Below are 19,044 nucleotides of genomic sequence, written 5' to 3' on the forward strand. Positions count from 1 at the left end.
ATGACTAGGCGTATATTTTAAGCGTTTACTTTTTGTTTTGCTTTTGCTTCAATACGTTTTTGGTGTAAAATCGGCTCTGTATAGCCACTTGGCTGATCATATCCTTTAAACACTAAATCGCTCGCAGCTTGGAACGCTACTGAATCCTCGTAGTTAGCCGACATTGGTGAATATGCCGCATCATCTGCATTTTGTTCATCTACTACTTTTGCCATACGCTTTAGCGTTTCTTCCACTTGCGCTGTTGTGCAAATACCGTGATGTAGCCAGTTCGCCACATGCTGACTAGAAATACGCAGTGTTGCACGGTCTTCCATTAAGCCGATATTATTAATATCTGGTACTTTCGAACAACCAACCCCATGCTCAACCCAGCGCACTACATAACCTAAAATTCCTTGTGCGTTGTTATCCAACTCTTGTTGAATTTCCCCTGGCGACCAATCTGTAGATGGCGCAACTGGAATTTGTAAAATAGCATCCTGTAAATCTTCAGACGTTGCAATCCCCTTTTGCACATCTTTTACATTTACTTCATGGTAATGCGTTGCGTGTAAAGTCGCTGCCGTTGGTGATGGAACCCATGCTGTATTCGCACCTGCTTGCGGATGACCAATCTTTTGCTTAATCATTTCAGCCATTAAATCCGGCATTGCCCACATTCCTTTACCTATTTGCGCGCGACCTTGTAATCCTGCATTTAGGCCAACAATTACATTTGATTTTTCATATGAAGTTAACCAAGTCGATACTTTCATTTCCCCTTTACGAATCATTGCGCCAGCTTCCATTGATGTATGAATTTCGTCACCCGTACGATCTAAGAAGCCTGTGTTAATGAAAACAACACGATTTTTCACTTCTTTAATACATGCTTTCAAGTTTAATGATGTACGACGTTCTTCATCCATAACCCCAATTTTTAATGTATAGCGCTCTAAGCCAATTAAATCTTCCACTTTTGCAAATAACTTATTGGCAAATGCTACTTCTGCTGGACCATGCATTTTTGGTTTTACAATGTACACTGAACCTTTTTGCGAATTTTTGTGCTGACCACTACCTAACACTTCATGCTTCGCAATTAAACTCGTAATAACCCCGTCCATAATGCCTTCAGGAACTTCATTACCGTCGTTATCTAAAATAGCTGGGTTTGTCATTAAATGCCCCACATTACGAACAAACATTAACGAACGACCATTTAATGTTACAGCCTCTCCATTAACCCCTGTGTATGCACGGTTTGGATTTAATGTACGTGTCATTGTTTTCGAACCTTTTTCAAATGTTGCTGAAAGGTCGCCCTTCATTAGACCTAACCAATTTGAATACACCTCAACCTTGTCTTCTGCATCTACTGCCGCCACAGAATCCTCGCAGTCCATAATTGTCGTCACTGCTGATTCTAAATAAACATCCTTCACGCCTGCCATATCATCTTTACCAATTGGATGCGCACGATCGATTTGGATTTCAATGTGTAGATCATTATTTACTAGTAAAACGGCTGTTGGTGTACTAGCATTCCCTTGATAACCAACTAACTTTTCACCTTGAGCTAAAGTTGTTTTTGTTCCATCTACTAATGTCACTTCAAGGGCACCATCGACAATTACGTAGCTTGTTACATCTGCATGCGAACCTTGCTGTAACGCAGCCGCCTTATTTAAAAAATCCTTTGCATAGGCAATTACTTTATTTCCACGCGTCGGATTGTAGCCTTTACCTGCTGCAGCTCCATCTTCGTCACTAATAACATCCGTGCCATAAAGCGCATCATACAAACTACCCCAGCGTGCATTTGCTGCATTAATTGCATAGCGTGCATTATTTACAGGTACTACTAGCTGAGGGCCTGCTTGTATCGTAATCTCATCATCTACATTTTCTGTTTCAACTTTATAATCCTCTACTTTTGGTCCTAAGTAGCCGATTTCTTGTAAAAAAGCTTTATACTGATCAAAGTTTAAGTTTTCTTTATTTTCTTTATGCCACTCATTAATTTGCGTTTGTAACTCCTCACGACGAGCTAATAGCGCTTTATTTTCTAGTGCTAACTCATGAATTAATTGGTCAAAGCCTGCCCAAAAGCTATCCTGTTCTACACCGCTTTCAGGTAATACACGATTATTAATAAAATTTGCTAATTGCTCAGCAACTTGTAAATTTCCTACCTGTACATAATTCGTCATAAAAAAATCCCCCTTTAAGTAATTGTATCCCCTGTTCTTAAGGAAAATTATACTTGAAGGAGGTACTATAAATAAAATACATATTTTGAATAAACATTATGCACTTTAACTATATTGTATACAAAAAAACACCTCGCAAGCGTCCCTACGAGGTGTTTTAGAAAATTAGCTATAAGCTAAAATTATTTTTGGATAGAAGCAACTACGCCAGCGCCTACAGTACGGCCACCCTCACGGATAGAGAACTTAGTACCTTCTTCAAGAGCGATTGGAGCGATTAATTCTACAGTCATTTCGATGTTATCGCCAGGCATAACCATTTCTACGCCTTCTGGTAACATACAAATACCAGTTACGTCAGTTGTACGGAAGTAGAACTGAGGACGGTAGTTAGAGAAGAATGGAGTGTGACGTCCACCCTCTTCTTTTGATAATACATAAACTTCAGCTTTGAAGTTTGTGTGTGGAGTGATTGAACCTGGTTTAGCTAATACTTGACCACGTTGGATATCTTCACGAGCGATACCACGTAATAAAGCACCGATGTTGTCACCAGCTTCAGCGTAATCTAATAATTTACGGAACATTTCTACACCAGTTACAGTTGTAGTTTTAGCTTCTTCTTCGATACCGATAACTTCTACAACGTCACCAACTTTAACTTGACCACGTTCAACACGGCCAGTTGCTACTGTACCACGACCAGTGATAGAGAATACGTCCTCTACTGGCATCATGAATGGTTTGTCAGTTTGACGTTCTGGAGTTGGGATGTAAGAATCAACAGCGTCCATTAATTCGATAATTTTAGCTTCCCATTCTGGTTCGCCTTCTAATGCTTTAAGAGCTGAACCTTTGATTACTGGTAGGTCGTCGCCTGGGAAGTCATATTCAGATAGTAAGTCACGGATTTCCATTTCTACTAATTCTAATAATTCTTCGTCATCAACCATATCACATTTGTTCATGAATACTACTAAGTAAGGAACACCTACTTGTTTAGAAAGTAAGATGTGCTCACGAGTTTGTGGCATTGGGCCGTCAGCAGCAGATACTACTAAGATACCGCCGTCCATTTGTGCAGCACCAGTGATCATGTTTTTAACATAGTCAGCGTGTCCTGGGCAGTCTACGTGTGCGTAGTGACGAGTTGCAGTTTCATATTCAACGTGAGAAGTGTTGATTGTGATACCACGCTCTTTTTCTTCTGGTGCGTTGTCGATGTCAGCGTAAGATTTAGCTTCTCCACCCATTGCTTTTGATAATACTGTTGCGATAGCAGCAGTTAAAGTAGTTTTACCATGGTCAACGTGTCCGATAGTACCAACGTTAGCATGTGTTTTTGAACGGTCAAATTTTTCTTTAGCCATTTGAAATTGCCTCCTCAGAGATATGTTTTATTTTTTAAATTTATTCTAAGATTGCTGATTATAAATGGGCCCATCTATAATCAGTCAATCATAGTTTACAAATTAGTTATACTTTAAACAAGATGAAATTTCAATTATTCACCTTTATTTTTTTTGATGATGTCTTCTGCAATTGATTTTGGTACTTCTTCATAATGATCGAATGTCATTGAGAATACACCGCGACCTTGAGTTGCAGAACGTAAAGTTGTAGCATATCCGAACATTTCAGATAGTGGAACCATAGAACGTACTACTTGAGAGTTACCGCGAGCTTCCATACCCTCAACGCGTCCGCGACGAGCAGTAATGTTACCCATGATATCACCAAGGTACTCTTCTGGAATTACAACTTCTACTTTCATCATTGGCTCTAAAATTACTGCGTCACAACGCTTCGCAGCTTCTTTTAATGCCATAGATGCAGCAATTTTGAACGCCATCTCATTCGAGTCAACGTCATGGTAAGAACCGAATACTAATTTCGCTTTAATGTCGATTAGTGGGTAACCAGCTACTACACCGCGGTCAAGAGAGTCACGAAGACCCGCTTCTACTGCAGGAATGTATTCACGAGGTACTACACCACCAACGATAGCGTTTTCGAATTCAAAGCCTTTACCCTCTTCGTTTGGAGAGAACTCGATCGTTACGTCACCGTATTGACCGCGACCACCAGATTGACGAGTGAATTTACCTTGAACTTTTGCAGAGCCACGGAATGTCTCACGGTAAGATACCATTGGAGCACCTACGTTAGCTTCTACTTTAAATTCACGTTTCATACGGTCAACTAGGATGTCTAAGTGTAACTCACCCATACCAGAGATGATTGTTTGTCCAGTTTCTGTGTCAGTGTGAGCACGGAAAGTTGGATCTTCTTCTTGTAGTTTAGCTAATGCTTGACCCATTTTATCTTGGTCAGCTTTAGATTTTGGTTCTACAGAAAGAGAAATTACTGGCTCAGGGAATTCCATTGACTCTAAGATAACAAGGTTTTTCTCGTCACATAAAGTGTCACCAGTAGTAGTATCTTTAAGACCTACTGCTGCTGCGATATCCCCAGCGAATACTTTAGAAATCTCTTCACGAGAGTTAGCGTGCATTTGTAGGATACGACCTACGCGCTCACGTTTACCTTTAGAAGAGTTTTGTACGTATGAACCAGATTCTAATGTACCTGAATACACACGGAAGAATGTTAATTTACCTACGAATGGGTCAGTCATTACTTTGAATGCAAGAGCTGAGAATGGCTCTTCATCAGAAGAGTGACGGATGATTTCTTCTTCGCCATCAACGTCTGTACCTTTAATGTCAGGAACATCAGTTGGAGCTGGTAAGTAATCAACAGCTGCGTCTAGCATTTTACGAACACCTTTGTGTTTGAATGCTGTACCACAAAGTACTGGGTAGAATTCTACCGCAATAGTAGCTTTACGGATAGCCGCTTTTAATTCTTCTTTAGTAATTTCTTCGCCTTCTAAGTATTTCTCCATAAGATCTTCATCAACACTTGCAACAGCGTCGATTAATTTCTCACGGTACTCTTCAGCTTGTGCTTTATGAGATTCTGGAATCTCACCAACAGTTACTGCAGTACCATCTTCGTTACCGTAGAACGTAGCGTTCATTTCGATTAAGTCGATGATAGCTGAGAACTCGTCTTCAGCACCGATTGGTAATTGGATTGGGTGAGCGTTCGCTTGTAAACGATCGTGTAAAGTTCCTACAGAATATAAGAAGTCTGCACCCATTTTGTCCATTTTGTTGATGAATACGATACGAGGAACCCCGTATGTAGTAGCTTGACGCCATACTGTTTCAGTTTGAGGCTCAACACCTGATTGAGCATCTAATACTGTTACAGCACCATCAAGAACACGTAAAGAACGTTCTACTTCTACAGTGAAGTCTACGTGTCCAGGAGTATCGATGATGTTGATACGGTGACCGTTCCATTGAGCTGTTGTTGCAGCAGAAGTGATCGTGATACCACGCTCTTGTTCTTGCTCCATCCAGTCCATTTGAGAACCGCCATCATGAGTTTCACCGATTTTATGAATCTTACCAGTGTAATAAAGGATACGCTCAGTTGTTGTTGTTTTACCAGCATCAATGTGAGCCATGATCCCAATATTACGTGTATTCTCTAGAGAGAATTCGCGTTTCATAGGAAATTTCTCCTTCCATATTGGGGTAGCTATATAAGTAAGTAAAAAACCTAAGCCCTAGCAAGCTAGAGCATAGATTAAATTACCAACGGTAGTGAGCGAATGCTTTGTTCGCTTCTGCCATTTTGTGCATATCTTCACGTTTCTTAACTGAAGCACCAGTGTTGTTTGATGCATCTAAGATTTCGTTAGCTAAACGCTCTTCCATAGTTTTTTCACCACGAAGACGAGAGTAGTTAACTAGGTAACGTAAACCTAAAGTTGTACGACGTTCTGGACGAACTTCAACTGGTACTTGGTAGTTAGAACCACCAACACGGCGAGCGCGTACTTCTAATACTGGCATTACGTTGTTTAATGCAGCTTCAAATACTTCTAAAGCATTTTGACCCGAACGCTCTTGAACTAATTCGAAAGCTCCGTATAAAATCTTTTGAGAAGTACCTCTTTTACCATCAATCATCATTTTGTTGATTAAACGAGTTACTAGTTTTGAATTATAAATTGGATCTGGTAACACGTCACGTTTGGAAACAGGACCTTTACGAGGCATGTGTTTTCCTCCTTTCAAATAGTGGTTTATTTAAATTTAAATTATTTTTTTTCTTTAGGGCGTTTTGTTCCGTATTTAGAACGTGATTGTAAACGACCGTTTACACCAGCTGTATCAAGAGCACCACGTACGATATGGTAACGAACACCCGCTAAGTCTTTTACGCGTCCGCCACGAATAAGAACTACACTGTGTTCTTGTAAGTTATGGCCTTCACCTGGGATATACGCAGTAACCTCAAGTTGGTTAGTTAAGCGTACACGAGCGTATTTACGTAAAGCTGAGTTTGGTTTACGTGGTGTCATTGTACCTACACGAGTACAAACTCCGCGTTTTTGTGGAGATTTAACATCAGTTAAAGATTTTTTAAATGAGTTATATCCTTTGTTTAATGCTGGAGATTTTGATTTCGTGCTTTTAGATTGACGAGGCTTACGTAATAATTGGTTAATTGTAGGCATCGATTTGTCCTCCCTTCATTTTTCCTTGTTTTAATACCACACATCCAGGTGGTTCATTTTTTGGGCAAAAACAAAGTCTTTGTGTATTTTTACACAAAAACTACATCGCAGTAATCGCAACAACCGCAGCTCCAACATGAATGCCGCAAGCTTTTCCAAGTTCTTTCTTTGAATCGACGTGGTAAAATGGTACACCGATTTCTTTCGCGAGAAGAATGGCCGGATCGGTTACCCAATTGTCTGCATCAATTGCGACGAAAAGAGCTGTTACTTGTCCAGCACGCATTGCTTTCACTGCTTGCTTTATACCTATGATTGTTTCACTGGCGTGTTTTACTTAATCATAAGATATTTTCATATCCTCCCAAGTAAGTACAGACAGTTAACTATCAACCTTCAATATATTATCATTCCAAACTTACACTGTCAACTAATATCTTATGAAAAGATTTCTGATTCATTTTAACTCAATAAATTTTATTAGAAAAACTCCGGTAGGGATTGACCCCTACCGGAATTGTATTCATTGAAAGACTTATTCAGCTGTAGTTACTTCTTTCTCATCTTGCTCCATACGGATTTGACGGTAACGTTGCATACCTGTACCAGCCGGAACTAGTTTACCGATAATTACGTTTTCCTTCAGACCTAGAAGCTCATCACGTTTACCTTTAATTGCAGCATCCGTTAACACTCGAGTTGTTTCTTGGAATGATGCAGCAGATAAGAATGATTCTGTTTCAAGAGAAGCTTTTGTAATACCTAAGATAACAGGACGACAAGTTGCTGGTGTTTTACCGTTTAATACAACATCAACATTTGCCTCAGAGAATTGGTGAATGTCAAGTAATGAACCTGGTAATAAATCCGTGTCACCAGCTTCGATTACACGCACTTTACGAAGCATTTGGCGGACCATTACCTCGATGTGTTTGTCACCGATTTCTACCCCTTGCATACGGTATACTTTTTGTACTTCTTTTAGTAAATATTCTTGAACTGTTGATACGTCTTTTACTTTTAATAATTGTTTTGGATCGATCGAACCTTCAGATAAAGTTTGACCTGCAACAATCATGTCACCTTCAACTACTTTTAAACGAGCATTGTAAGGTGCTTGGTACTTACGTGTTTCAACGTCACCTTGAATTGTTACTTCTTTTAGACCTTCACGGATTTCATCGATTTCGATTACTTTACCAGTGATTTCAGAGATAACCGCTTGCCCTTTTGGATTACGCGCCTCAAAGATTTCTTGGATACGTGGAAGACCTTGTGTGATATCGTTACCGGCTACCCCACCTGTATGGAATGTACGCATTGTTAACTGCGTACCTGGCTCACCGATAGATTGTGCTGCGATAATACCTACCGCTTCACCAACTTCTACCTCTTCACCAGTAGCTAAGTTCATGCCGTAACATTTTTTACATACGCCATGTTTTGTATTACATGTGAATGCAGAACGAATTGTAATTTCTTCGATACCCGCTTCTTCAATTGCACGAGCAACATCTTGTGTAATTAAGCCATCACGCTCTACGATAACCGCTCCAGTTTCTGGGTGGCGAACTGTTTTCTTCACATAACGACCGACAATACGCTCATCTAATGCTTCGATAAGTTCATTGCCTTCCATTAACGAACCGATTAATAAACCGCGATCAGTACCACAGTCGTCTTCACGAACGATAACATCTTGTGCAACGTCTACTAAACGACGAGTTAAGTAACCTGAATCGGCAGTTTTAAGTGCTGTATCGGCTAGACCTTTACGCGCACCGTGTGTTGAGATGAAGTACTCTAATACTGTTAAACCTTCACGGAATGAAGACTTGATTGGTAACTCGATGATTCGACCAGCCGGGTTGGCCATCAGACCACGCATACCTGCTAACTGAGTAAAGTTCGATGCGTTACCACGGGCACCAGAGTCAGACATCATGAAGATTGGGTTTGTTTTTTGTAATGATTTCATCAGCTTGCCTTGGATTTCGTCCTTCGCAGCTGTCCATACGTTAATTACACGGTTATAACGTTCTTCTTCCGTAATTAAACCACGACGGAATTGAACCATTACTTTATCTACTTTACCTTGTGCTTCTTCAAGGATTACACCTTTGTCTGGTAATACGACGATGTCAGATACACCTACAGTAATACCTGCACGAGTAGAGTATTTGAAACCTAAGTTTTTCATGCGGTCAAGCATTTTAGAAGTTTCCGTAATATGGAACTCTTTAAATACTTCAGCGATGACATTTCCTAAGAATTTTTTACGGAAAGGATCTACTACAGGTATGTTTGTGAAGTGTTTCGCTAACACAGCACGACGTTGCGCTTCGATTTTTTCTGTTTCAGATAAATCTGCATAGCCTTCTGTAGCTTCGATTTCTTTTTGTAATTCTTCGTCAATTGTCAAGTTAACGAAGTATTTCTCAGGTGTTTTTTGTTCTAAGTTTGTAGCAGTAGGCTCGTTAACATAAGGGAATGACTTCGGTAAAATTTCGTTGAAGATTACCTTACCAACCGTAGTTAATAAGAACATTTTATTTTGTTCTTCTGTAAACGTTGGGTTGTTTAATGAGCTTGCTTTAATCGCAATACGAGAGTGTAAATGTACATGACCATTTTGGTATGCAATTAGCACTTCATTTGAGTTGTTAAAGATTGCACCTTCACCACGAGCATTTTCACGCTCAAGCGTTAAGTAATAGTTACCTAATACCATATCTTGAGATGGTGTTACTACTGGTTTACCATCTTTCGGGTTAAGGATGTTTTGTGCTGCTAACATTAATAAACGAGCTTCTGCTTGCGCTTCTGCTGATAATGGAACGTGAACCGCCATTTGGTCACCATCGAAGTCAGCGTTGTAAGCTGTACATACTAACGGGTGAAGACGAATCGCACGGCCTTCTACTAATGTAGGCTCGAATGCTTGAATACCAAGGCGGTGAAGCGTCGGTGCACGGTTAAGTAATACCGGATGCTCACGAATTACGTCTTCTAAAACGTCCCATACTTCATTGTGCAAGCGCTCAATTTTACGCTTTGCACTCTTAATGTTATGAGCAAGGCCACGTTCCACTAATTCTTTCATTACGAAAGGCTTGAATAGTTCGATTGCCATTTCTTTAGGAAGACCACATTGGTACATTTTTAAGTTTGGACCTACTACGATAACCGAACGACCAGAATAGTCTACACGTTTACCAAGTAAGTTTTGACGGAAACGACCTTGTTTCCCTTTCAACATATGTGAAAGTGATTTTAAAGGACGGTTACCAGGACCTGTTACAGGGCGACCACGACGACCGTTATCGATTAATGCATCAACCGCTTCTTGTAACATACGTTTTTCGTTTTGTACGATGATGCTTGGTGCACCAAGATCCAGTAAACGTTTTAAACGGTTGTTACGGTTGATTACACGACGGTAAAGGTCATTTAAGTCAGAAGTTGCAAAACGGCCACCATCTAATTGCACCATTGGACGAAGCTCTGGTGGAATTACTGGTAGTACGTCTAAAATCATCCACTCTGGTTTGTTACCTGAGTTACGGAATGCTTCTACTACTTCTAAACGTTTAATTGCACGTGTACGGCGTTGGCCTTGTGCAGATTTTAATTCTTCTTTTAATACAGCTGTTTCATCTTCTAAATCGATTTTTTCTAAAAGGCGTTTGATTGCTTCAGCACCCATTGCCGCTTCGAATTCGTTACCGTATTTTTCACGGTATGCACGATATTCTTTTTCAGAAAGTAAATCTTTAAAGCCTAAAGCTGTTTGACCTGGCTCGATTACAACATAAGAAGCAAAGTAAATTACTTCTTCTAATGCACGTGGAGACATGTCTAAAATAAGACCCATACGACTTGGAATACCTTTGAAGTACCAAATGTGCGATACAGGTGCTGCAAGTTCGATGTGCCCTTGACGTTCACGACGAACTTTTGCACGTGTTACTTCTACGCCACAACGGTCACAAACGACACCTTTATAACGTACACGCTTATATTTACCACAGTGGCATTCCCAGTCTTTCGTTGGTCCGAAAATACGTTCACAGAATAGACCATCTTTTTCTGGTTTTAATGTACGGTAGTTGATTGTTTCTGGTTTTTTAACTTCACCATATGACCAAGAACGAATCTTGTCCGGAGAAGCTAAACCAATTTTCATATATTCAAATTCATTAACATCGATCAAGGAGCCTACCTCCCTTTAGTTATAAGTCTTAAATGACTTTTCATTGTAGCTCTGCAATTGCAAAAATTTCATTCTAGGCCATTATGAAATTTGCTTTTTTTAATCGTTATACAAGAAAAATCGGGCAGGGCATATACCTGCCCGATTCAATTTGAAATTATTCAAATGACTCTACTGGGTCTTCTTTATCACCATTAGCTTTGTGTTCCATTTCTGGAGCTGGTGCAACAGCTACTTCATCTTCATCGTCAAGGTCGCGTAATTCTACTTCCTCGTCGTTGATTGTAAGCATCTTCACATCCATACCTAATGATTGAAGTTCTTTAATTAATACTTTAAATGATTCTGGTACACCTGGTTCTGGAACGCTTTCACCTTTAACGATTGCTTCGTATGTTTTCACACGACCTACAACGTCATCTGATTTTACAGTTAAAATCTCTTGTAACGTGTAAGCAGCACCGTATGCTTCAAGTGCCCATACCTCCATCTCACCGAAACGTTGACCACCGAATTGTGCTTTACCACCAAGCGGTTGTTGCGTTACTAACGAGTAAGGACCAGTTGAACGTGCGTGAAGTTTATCATCAACCATGTGCGCTAACTTGATCATGTACATGATCCCAACAGAAACGCGGCTGTCGAATGGTTCACCTGAACGTCCATCATAAAGAATTGTTTTACCGTCACGATTCATACCAGCTTCTTCCATCGTTTCCCAAACATCTTCTTCGTTAGCGCCGTCAAATACTGGTGTAGCCATGTGTACGCCTAAGTAGCGTGCAGCCATACCTAAGTGAAGCTCTAATACTTGTCCGATGTTCATACGAGAAGGAACCCCAAGTGGGTTAAGCATGATATCCACTGGTGTGCCGTCTGGCATGAATGGCATATCTTCTTCTGGTAAGATTCGTGAGATTACCCCTTTGTTACCGTGACGTCCGGCCATTTTGTCTCCAACGCGGATTTTACGTTTTTGAACAATATAAGCACGAACTAATTGGTTAACACCTGGTGGTAATTCGTCTCCATCTTCACGGTTGAAGACTTTAACATCTAGGATGATACCGCCAGCGCCGTGTGGTACACGTAGTGACGTGTCACGTACTTCACGTGCTTTTTCACCGAAGATAGCATGTAATAAACGTTCTTCAGCAGTTAACTCTGTAACCCCTTTAGGCGTAACTTTACCTACTAAAATGTCACCGTCACGTACTTCCGCACCGATACGGATAATTCCGCGGTCATCTAGGTTACGAAGTGCATCTTCACCTACGTTTGGAATGTCACGTGTGATTTCTTCAGGTCCAAGCTTCGTATCACGTGATTCTGATTCATATTCTTCAATATGAACAGAAGTATATACATCATCTTTTACAAGGCGCTCACTCATAATAACAGCATCCTCGTAGTTGAAGCCGTCCCATGTCATGAACGCAACAAGTACGTTTTGACCAAGTGCTAATTCGCCACGTTCCATTGAAGGACCATCAGCTAAAATATCACGAGGTTTTACACGGTCGCCAACTTTTACGATTGGACGTTGGTTATATGAAGTACCTTGGTTTGAACGGATGAATTTTTGTAATTTGTACTTAATTAAGTCGCCTTTCACTTCTTTGCCGTCAACCTCTTCGATTGTACGAACGTGGATAGAGCGAGCTTCTACGTGCTCAACAATCCCGTGTTTTTTAGCAACTACAGCAGCACCAGAGTCACGAGCGTCAACGTGCTCCATACCAGTACCAACGAACGGAGCGTTTGGATATAGTAAAGGAACAGCTTGACGTTGCATGTTCGCACCCATTAACGCACGGTTTGAGTCGTCGTTTTCTAAGAACGGAATACATGCAGTGGCAGCAGATACTACTTGTTTTGGAGATACATCCATGTAGTCGATGCGATCGCGGTTGAATACTGTGTTATCCCCACGGAAACGACCTACCACTTCTTCTTTTGCAAAAGTACGCTCTGCAGTTAATTCAGAGTTTGCTTGTGCTACTACATAGTTATCTTCTTCGTCAGCGGTTAAGTAATGGATTGCTTCCGTTACAGCACCTGTTTCCGGATTAACTCGGCGATAAGGTGTTTCGATAAAGCCAAACTTGTTAACTTTTGCGAATGAAGATAAAGAGTTGATAAGACCGATGTTTGGTCCCTCAGGTGTCTCGATTGGACACATACGACCATAGTGAGAGTAGTGAACGTCACGTACTTCCATACCTGCGCGCTCACGTGTTAAACCACCTGGCCCTAATGCAGATAAACGACGTTTGTGCGTTAACTCTGCTAATGGGTTTGTTTGGTCCATGAATTGAGATAACTGAGAAGATCCGAAGAACTCTTTAATCGATGCGATAACTGGACGGATATTGATTAATTGTTGTGGTACGATAGCTGCTGTGTCATTGATAGACATACGCTCACGTACTACACGTTCCATACGAGATAAACCGATACGGAATTGGTTTTGTAATAATTCACCAACTGAACGTAAACGACGGTTACCTAAATGGTCGATATCGTCTGTGTTACCTACGGCATATAATAAGTTGAAGAAGTACGATACAGAAGCAAGGATATCTGCTGGAGTAAGGTTTTTCACTTCTTCCTCAATATAAGCGTTTGAAATAACATTGATTTCTTTTTGCGCTTCATCGTTTGGTGCAAAAATTTTAATTGATTGGATTGTTACAGCGTCTTCTAACACGCCACCGTTTTGGTTTAGTGTTTTGAAGCCAGCGCCGTCTTCTAAAGCTGGAATTAGCTTATCTAACGTACGGCGATCTAATAACGTACCTGCTTCTACTAGAATTTCACCAGTTTCTGGATTCACAATTGTTTCAGCTACCGTTTGGTTGAATAAACGGTTTTTGATGTGAAGCTTTTTGTTCATTTTGTAACGACCAACATTCGCTAAATCATAACGTTTAGCATCGAAGAAACGAGAATATAATAAATTCTTCGCTGATTCAACTGTTGGTGGTTCACCTGGACGTAAACGCTCATAGATTTCAAGAAGAGCCTTTTCAGTACCTTCTGTATTATCTTTTTCTAACGTATTACGTAAATATTCATTGTCGCCAATGATATCAATAATTTCTTGGTCAGTGCCAAAACCTAACGCACGTAAAAGTACTGTTACTGGTAATTTACGTGTGCGGTCGATACGAACGTAAACGACATCTTTTGCATCAGTTTCGTATTCTAGCCATGCACCACGGTTTGGAATAACTGTTGCGCCGAAGCCTTTTTTACCGTTCTTATCTGTTTTTTCGTTGAAGTATACACTTGGAGAACGAACTAACTGAGATACGATAACACGTTCAGCACCGTTAATGATAAACGTTCCTGTTTCTGTCATTAATGGGAAGTCACCCATGAAGACATCTTGCTCTTTTACTTCGTTTGTTTCTTTGTTGTGTAAACGAACTTTCACACGTAATGGTGCAGCGTAAGTTACGTCACGTTCTTTACACTCATCAACATCATACTTAGGGTCTCCTAATGTATAGTCGACGAATTCTAATGAAAGATTTCCTGTAAAATCTTCGATTGGAGAAATGTCGTGGAACATCTCACGCAATCCTTCTTCAAGGAACCACTCATAAGATGCTGTTTGGATCTCGATTAAATTCGGAAGTTCCAGCACCTCACTAATACGCGCAAAGCTTCTACGCTGGCGGTGTTGTCCGTACTGAACTAGTTGACCTGTCAACTCATTCACCCCTCAATAAAGCGATAATAGGTCTTTGCAAAACCATACAAATAGTGTATGATTTCGAAAGACAAAAAGAAAACGAGACTTTTAATAAAACCTCATTTTCGGTTAAACTTAACTTATTCTTAGTAAGTATACCCGTAATAATGTTTAAGTTATGCAAAAGGGCATACTACCTCAAAATAATAATTTTGCATTGTATCATGTTATCATAGTCGATTTGTCAAGTCAATATTTGAAACGAATCTTACTTATTTTTTTGCACGTACGATCCAATATCCTTTTTTCTTCTCAACAACATCTACTTCCGTAAATAGCTCTTCTAAATGACTTACCGTCGATGGCGCACCTTGTTTCTTCTGAATCACTACCCACAGCTCACCATTCGTCACTAACAATTCATAGGCTTGATCATAAAATCTAAAAATTGTTTCTTTCCCTGCACGAATCGGGGGATTTGTTAAAATGGCAGCAGCTTGTGTCCCAGCTTCCACAGCACTTAGGCCATCACTTTCAAAAATACGCACATTTTGAATCCCGTTTAGCTCGGCGTTTTTTCGCGATAAACCAATAGCACGTGTATTAATATCCATCATTAACACTTCACGCTCCGGATGATCCTTTGCGATTGATAAACCAATCGGTCCATAGCCACAACCAACATCAAGCACAACACCTTCTACTTCGGGCATTTCAAAGGCATCAATTAACACACGGGAACCAAAATCTACTTCGCTTTTACTAAATACACCGGCATCTGTTTCAAATGTAAATGTATATCCTAATAAAGTAAACTTCCATTGGCGTGGTTTACTTTCCGTTTGAGGTTTATTTGAATAATAATGTTCAGACATGTGTAACACGCCTCCTAGATAGATGTAAATAAAGAAAAGCTCGCCGCAAAATTGTGACGAGCTTCCCTTATACAACTAAGCACATGACTTAGTAAAGTAAGTTAAACTAAAATTATTTAACTTCTACAGAAGCGCCAACTTCTTCAAGTTTAGACTTGATTCCTTCAGCTTCTTCTTTAGAGATACCTTCTTTAAGAGCTTTAGGAGCGTTGTCAACAACCTCTTTAGCTTCTTTTAAACCTAAACCAGTGATTTCACGAACCACTTTGATTACTTTGATTTTTTCAGCACCAGCAGAAGCTAATACTACATCAAATTCTGTTTTTTCTTCAGCAGCGCCAGCAGCACCACCAGCAACTACAGCTACAGGAGCTGCTGCTGTTACACCGAATTCTTCTTCGATTGCTTTTACTAAATCGTTTAATTCTAGAACTGTCATAGCTTTGATAGCTTCTAAGATTTGCTCTTTGTTCATTTTAATTTCCTCCTATTGGATGTTTATTGTTTTTAGGCCGTTAAGCCGAGATTGAAAGCTAAGATGCAATTAAGCGCCTTGCTCTTCTTTTTGTTCTGCAACAGCTTTTGTTGCAAGTGCGAAGTTGCGCACTGGAGCTTGAAGTACAGATAAAAGCATTGATAATAGACCTTCGCGAGATGGAAGTTCTGCAAGAGCTTTAACGTCTTCAACAGATGCGACAGTACCTTCGATAATACCAGCTTTAATTTCTAACGCTTCGTTTTTCTTAGCGAACTCGTTGATGATTTTAGCTGGAGCTACTACGTCCTCGTTAGAGAATGCGATAGCGTTTGGACCAGTTAAGAATTCATTGATTCCTTCTAAACCAGCGGCTTCAGTAGCACGACGAGTTAAAGTGTTTTTGTAAACTTTAAACTCAACACCAGCTTCACGTAATTGCTTACGTAATTCTGTTACTTGTCCTACAGTTAAACCACGGTAGTCAACTACTACTACAGATGCAGCAGCTTTGAATTTATCAGCGATTTCTCCAACTTGAACTTTTTTAGTTTCGATTGCTTTGCTCATGATGACACCTCCTATTAGAATGAGTCATTTATACCGACAAAGAAAAGCCTCTATATCATAATAGACACAGAGGCTGAAAGTACATCATCTTAAAAAGAATCCGAACTCCGATGTCCTCGGTAGGATCATTAAGTGACAAGTCACTCCTACTGTCTACGGTACAAATGGATGATTCACAACAGCATCCATCTTACCAAGTAAGCGGGCCGTTGTCAAGTAATTTAATCAAAACAATTACTAGAATTGTTTTGATTATTTAACTGTTACGTTAGCAGCATCAACTTTTACAGCAGGACCCATTGTAGTTGTAACGTTTACAGACTTCATGTAAGTACCTTTCGCTGCAGCTGGCTTAGCTTTTTGAACTACTTCAAATACAGCTAAGAAGTTTTCTACTAATTTTTGAGTATCGAAAGAAACTTTACCGATAGGAGCGTGGATGATACCAGCTTTTTCAGCGCGGTATTCTACTTTACCAGCTTTAATTTCTTCGATAGCTTTAGTTACGTCAAAAGTAACTGTACCAGTTTTAGGGTTTGGCATTAAACCTTTTGGTCCTAATACACGACCTAATTTACCAACTTCACCCATCATATCAGGTGTTGCTACGATTACATCGAAATCGAACCAACCTTGTTGGATTTTGTTAACCATATCTGAATCGCCTACGTAGTCAGCACCAGCAGCTTCTGCTTCTTTAGCTTTCTCACCTTTAGCGAATACTAATACTTTTTGAGTTTTACCAGTACCGTGTGGTAATACTACCGCACCACGGATTTGTTGGTCATTCTTACGAGTGTCGATACCTAATTTGAATGCTACTTCTACAGTTGCATCGAAGTTAACTGTAGATGTTTTTTGCGCTAATGCTACTGCTTCTTCTACAGAGTATAAAGTAGCGCGATCGATTAATTTAACTGCGTCTTGCAGTTTTTTACCTTTTTTAGCCATTATAAATTTCCTCCTTGATTGTGGTTGTAACGGATTTGACCTCCCACGAATAAAGGTTGCGCACTCTTCTAAATGAATATCCGAGCGCAGCAACCTTCCAAAAACAAAAACATCATCAAGTGTGAAGATGGGATTAGTCTTCGATAACGATACCCATGCTTCGTGCAGTACCTTCAACCATTAACATTGCAGCTTCAACTGAAGCAGCGTTAAGGTCTGGCATTTTTTGTTCAGCGATTTCGCGAACTTTATCACGTTTAACCGTTGCAACTTTCTTACGGTTTGGTTCACCAGATCCAGATTGGATACCAGCTGCTACTTTAAGTAATACTGCTGCAGGTGGAGTTTTAGTAATGAAAGTGAATGAACGGTCTTCGAATACTGAAATTTCAACTGGAATGATTAAACCAGCTTGATCAGCAGTACGAGCGTTAAATTCTTTACAGAATCCCATGATGTTAACACCCGCTTGACCTAATGCAGGACCAACCGGTGGTGCTGGGTTTGCTTTACCAGCAGGGATTTGAAGTTTTACAACTTTAATAACTTTTTTAGCCACGAGACACACCTCCTTAAGTCCGTGATGTGGTAATTGGGTTGCCCCTCCCACTCAAATATCTGTTCGTCAGCTAACTTGCCGATAACATTAAAACTAAATTTATATCACACGTCATTTTATGACAGTCTGACCTTTGAAATGATAACACTTTTAAAATGCTTAATCAAGTATAAATAAATCTATATTTTTTGAATTTGGTTAAAGTCAAGCTCCATCACTGTTTCGCGACCGAACATATCAACTAAAACTTTTAATTTAGCTTTTTCGATATCTACTTCTTCTACGCGACCTTGGAAGTGTGCGAATGGCCCTTCAAGAACTTCTACAACTTCCCCTACAGTAATTTCAACTTCACCTAATCGTTGTTCGTTCATGCCCATTTGAGCAAGTAAGCGTTCAGCTTCTTCCGGTAAAAGTGGAGTTGGTTTTACGCCACCACCTGAAGACCCGATGAACCCCGTTACACCTGGCGTGTTACGTACTACATACCATGCATCATCAGTCATGATTAGTTCTACCAATACATAACCAGGGAAGATTTTACGCATTACTGCTTTTTTCTTACCATCTTCTTTTACGTCGATTTCTTCGTGTTCTGCTACGATGACACGGAAAATTTTATCTTGCATTCCCATCGTTTCTACACGTTTTTCAAGATTCGCTTTTACTCGGTTTTCATAACCAGAATAAGTATGCACTACATACCAATTTTTTTCCATATTAGGTAGGACTAAATCGTCCGTCCCTCCTTTATATTAAAAGTGTTAAGGCCTGTTTCCCTATTTACATTCAATTACACCGAGGCGTAATTGCGTCCAGATTTTTTCGAGTTCACTCGAAAAAATCCTCTAAAAAATCTATTTCTTCAAACAAAACGTATTTGTTTTAAAACAAATGAAAAAACCCGTT

At 40.0% G+C, this 19,044-nt stretch carries 14 protein-coding genes and 1 other annotated feature; all 14 genes read right to left on the reverse strand.

Annotation, left to right across the window (positions count from 1 at the left end; all coding sequences use genetic code 11):
- Window positions 1–17 precede the first annotated feature (17 nt).
- The 14 genes from O7776_RS19755 to nusG all read right to left on the reverse strand — a co-directional run bounded on the left by O7776_RS19755 (window position 18) and on the right by nusG (window position 18,854).
- On the reverse strand, window positions 18–2,195 hold the full coding sequence (locus tag O7776_RS19755; RefSeq protein ID WP_274308581.1) for a malate synthase G: 2,178 nt from the start codon (window positions 2,193–2,195) through the stop codon (window positions 18–20).
- Window positions 2,196–2,377: 182 nt separating this feature from the next.
- Complete coding sequence (tuf, locus tag O7776_RS19760) at window positions 2,378–3,565, reverse strand: elongation factor Tu (RefSeq protein WP_241370734.1); 1,188 nt, start codon at window positions 3,563–3,565, stop codon at window positions 2,378–2,380.
- 134 nt (window positions 3,566–3,699) lie between these two features.
- Window positions 3,700–5,778, reverse strand: a complete 2,079-nt coding sequence (gene fusA / locus O7776_RS19765; protein ID WP_274308582.1) for an elongation factor G — start codon at window positions 5,776–5,778, stop codon at window positions 3,700–3,702.
- An 82-nt stretch (window positions 5,779–5,860) separates the two neighbouring features.
- Window positions 5,861–6,331 carry a 30S ribosomal protein S7 gene (rpsG, locus tag O7776_RS19770; RefSeq protein WP_241370732.1) on the reverse strand — a complete coding sequence of 157 codons (471 nt, stop codon included), beginning with the start codon at window positions 6,329–6,331 and terminating at the stop codon, window positions 5,861–5,863.
- 41 nt (window positions 6,332–6,372) lie between these two features.
- A complete protein-coding gene (gene rpsL, locus O7776_RS19775) occupies window positions 6,373–6,792 on the reverse strand; it encodes a 30S ribosomal protein S12 (protein WP_241370731.1) in 420 nt (139 codons plus the stop codon).
- Between the two features lie 100 nt (window positions 6,793–6,892).
- On the reverse strand, window positions 6,893–7,108 hold the full coding sequence (locus O7776_RS19780; RefSeq protein WP_274310552.1) for a ribosomal L7Ae/L30e/S12e/Gadd45 family protein: 216 nt from the start codon (window positions 7,106–7,108) through the stop codon (window positions 6,893–6,895).
- 219 nt (window positions 7,109–7,327) lie between these two features.
- Window positions 7,328–11,005 (reverse strand): DNA-directed RNA polymerase subunit beta', encoded by a 3,678-nt coding sequence (rpoC, locus tag O7776_RS19785; protein ID WP_274308583.1) that lies wholly within the window; start codon window positions 11,003–11,005, stop codon window positions 7,328–7,330.
- 157 nt (window positions 11,006–11,162) lie between these two features.
- Window positions 11,163–14,723 carry a DNA-directed RNA polymerase subunit beta gene (gene rpoB, locus O7776_RS19790; RefSeq protein WP_274308584.1) on the reverse strand — a complete coding sequence of 1,187 codons (3,561 nt, stop codon included), beginning with the start codon at window positions 14,721–14,723 and terminating at the stop codon, window positions 11,163–11,165.
- 254 nt (window positions 14,724–14,977) lie between these two features.
- The gene (locus O7776_RS19795; protein WP_274308585.1) at window positions 14,978–15,580 is read right to left on the reverse strand and encodes a class I SAM-dependent methyltransferase; all 603 of its coding nucleotides are present in this window, start codon (window positions 15,578–15,580) and stop codon (window positions 14,978–14,980) included.
- 112 nt (window positions 15,581–15,692) lie between these two features.
- The gene (gene rplL, locus O7776_RS19800; RefSeq protein WP_274308586.1) at window positions 15,693–16,055 is read right to left on the reverse strand and encodes a 50S ribosomal protein L7/L12; all 363 of its coding nucleotides are present in this window, start codon (window positions 16,053–16,055) and stop codon (window positions 15,693–15,695) included.
- A gap of 69 nt (window positions 16,056–16,124) precedes the next feature.
- Complete coding sequence (gene rplJ / locus O7776_RS19805; protein WP_274308587.1) at window positions 16,125–16,625, reverse strand: 50S ribosomal protein L10; 501 nt, start codon at window positions 16,623–16,625, stop codon at window positions 16,125–16,127.
- 32 nt (window positions 16,626–16,657) lie between these two features.
- Window positions 16,658–16,802 (reverse strand) — a sequence feature (ribosomal protein L10 leader region).
- A 75-nt stretch (window positions 16,803–16,877) separates the two neighbouring features.
- The gene (gene rplA, locus O7776_RS19810) at window positions 16,878–17,576 is read right to left on the reverse strand and encodes a 50S ribosomal protein L1 (RefSeq protein WP_274308588.1); all 699 of its coding nucleotides are present in this window, start codon (window positions 17,574–17,576) and stop codon (window positions 16,878–16,880) included.
- Window positions 17,577–17,709: 133 nt separating this feature from the next.
- Complete coding sequence (rplK, locus tag O7776_RS19815; RefSeq protein WP_042478596.1) at window positions 17,710–18,135, reverse strand: 50S ribosomal protein L11; 426 nt, start codon at window positions 18,133–18,135, stop codon at window positions 17,710–17,712.
- Between the two features lie 179 nt (window positions 18,136–18,314).
- A complete protein-coding gene (gene nusG, locus O7776_RS19820) occupies window positions 18,315–18,854 on the reverse strand; it encodes a transcription termination/antitermination protein NusG (protein ID WP_241370725.1) in 540 nt (179 codons plus the stop codon).
- Between the last annotated feature and the right edge of the window lie 190 nt (window positions 18,855–19,044).

Source organism: Solibacillus daqui (assembly GCF_028747805.1).
GTDB classification, from domain to species: domain Bacteria; phylum Bacillota; class Bacilli; order Bacillales_A; family Planococcaceae; genus Solibacillus; species Solibacillus daqui.

Bases quoted from the DNA above. Each gene is read 5' to 3' on its own strand.
- O7776_RS19755 (WP_274308581.1), bottom strand. From the start codon at position 2,195: ATGACGAATTATGTACAGGTAGGAAATTTACAAGTTGCTGAGCAATTA.
- rplJ (WP_274308587.1), bottom strand. From the start codon at position 16,625: ATGAGCAAAGCAATCGAAACTAAAAAAGTTCAAGTTGGAGAAATCGCT.
- rpsG (WP_241370732.1), bottom strand. From the start codon at position 6,331: ATGCCTCGTAAAGGTCCTGTTTCCAAACGTGACGTGTTACCAGATCCA.
- nusG (WP_241370725.1), bottom strand. From the start codon at position 18,854: ATGGAAAAAAATTGGTATGTAGTGCATACTTATTCTGGTTATGAAAAC.
- O7776_RS19795 (WP_274308585.1), bottom strand. From the start codon at position 15,580: ATGTCTGAACATTATTATTCAAATAAACCTCAAACGGAAAGTAAACCA.
- rpsL (WP_241370731.1), bottom strand. From the start codon at position 6,792: ATGCCTACAATTAACCAATTATTACGTAAGCCTCGTCAATCTAAAAGC.
- rplL (WP_274308586.1), bottom strand. From the start codon at position 16,055: ATGAACAAAGAGCAAATCTTAGAAGCTATCAAAGCTATGACAGTTCTA.
- rplA (WP_274308588.1), bottom strand. From the start codon at position 17,576: ATGGCTAAAAAAGGTAAAAAACTGCAAGACGCAGTTAAATTAATCGAT.
- fusA (WP_274308582.1), bottom strand. From the start codon at position 5,778: ATGAAACGCGAATTCTCTCTAGAGAATACACGTAATATTGGGATCATG.
- tuf (WP_241370734.1), bottom strand. From the start codon at position 3,565: ATGGCTAAAGAAAAATTTGACCGTTCAAAAACACATGCTAACGTTGGT.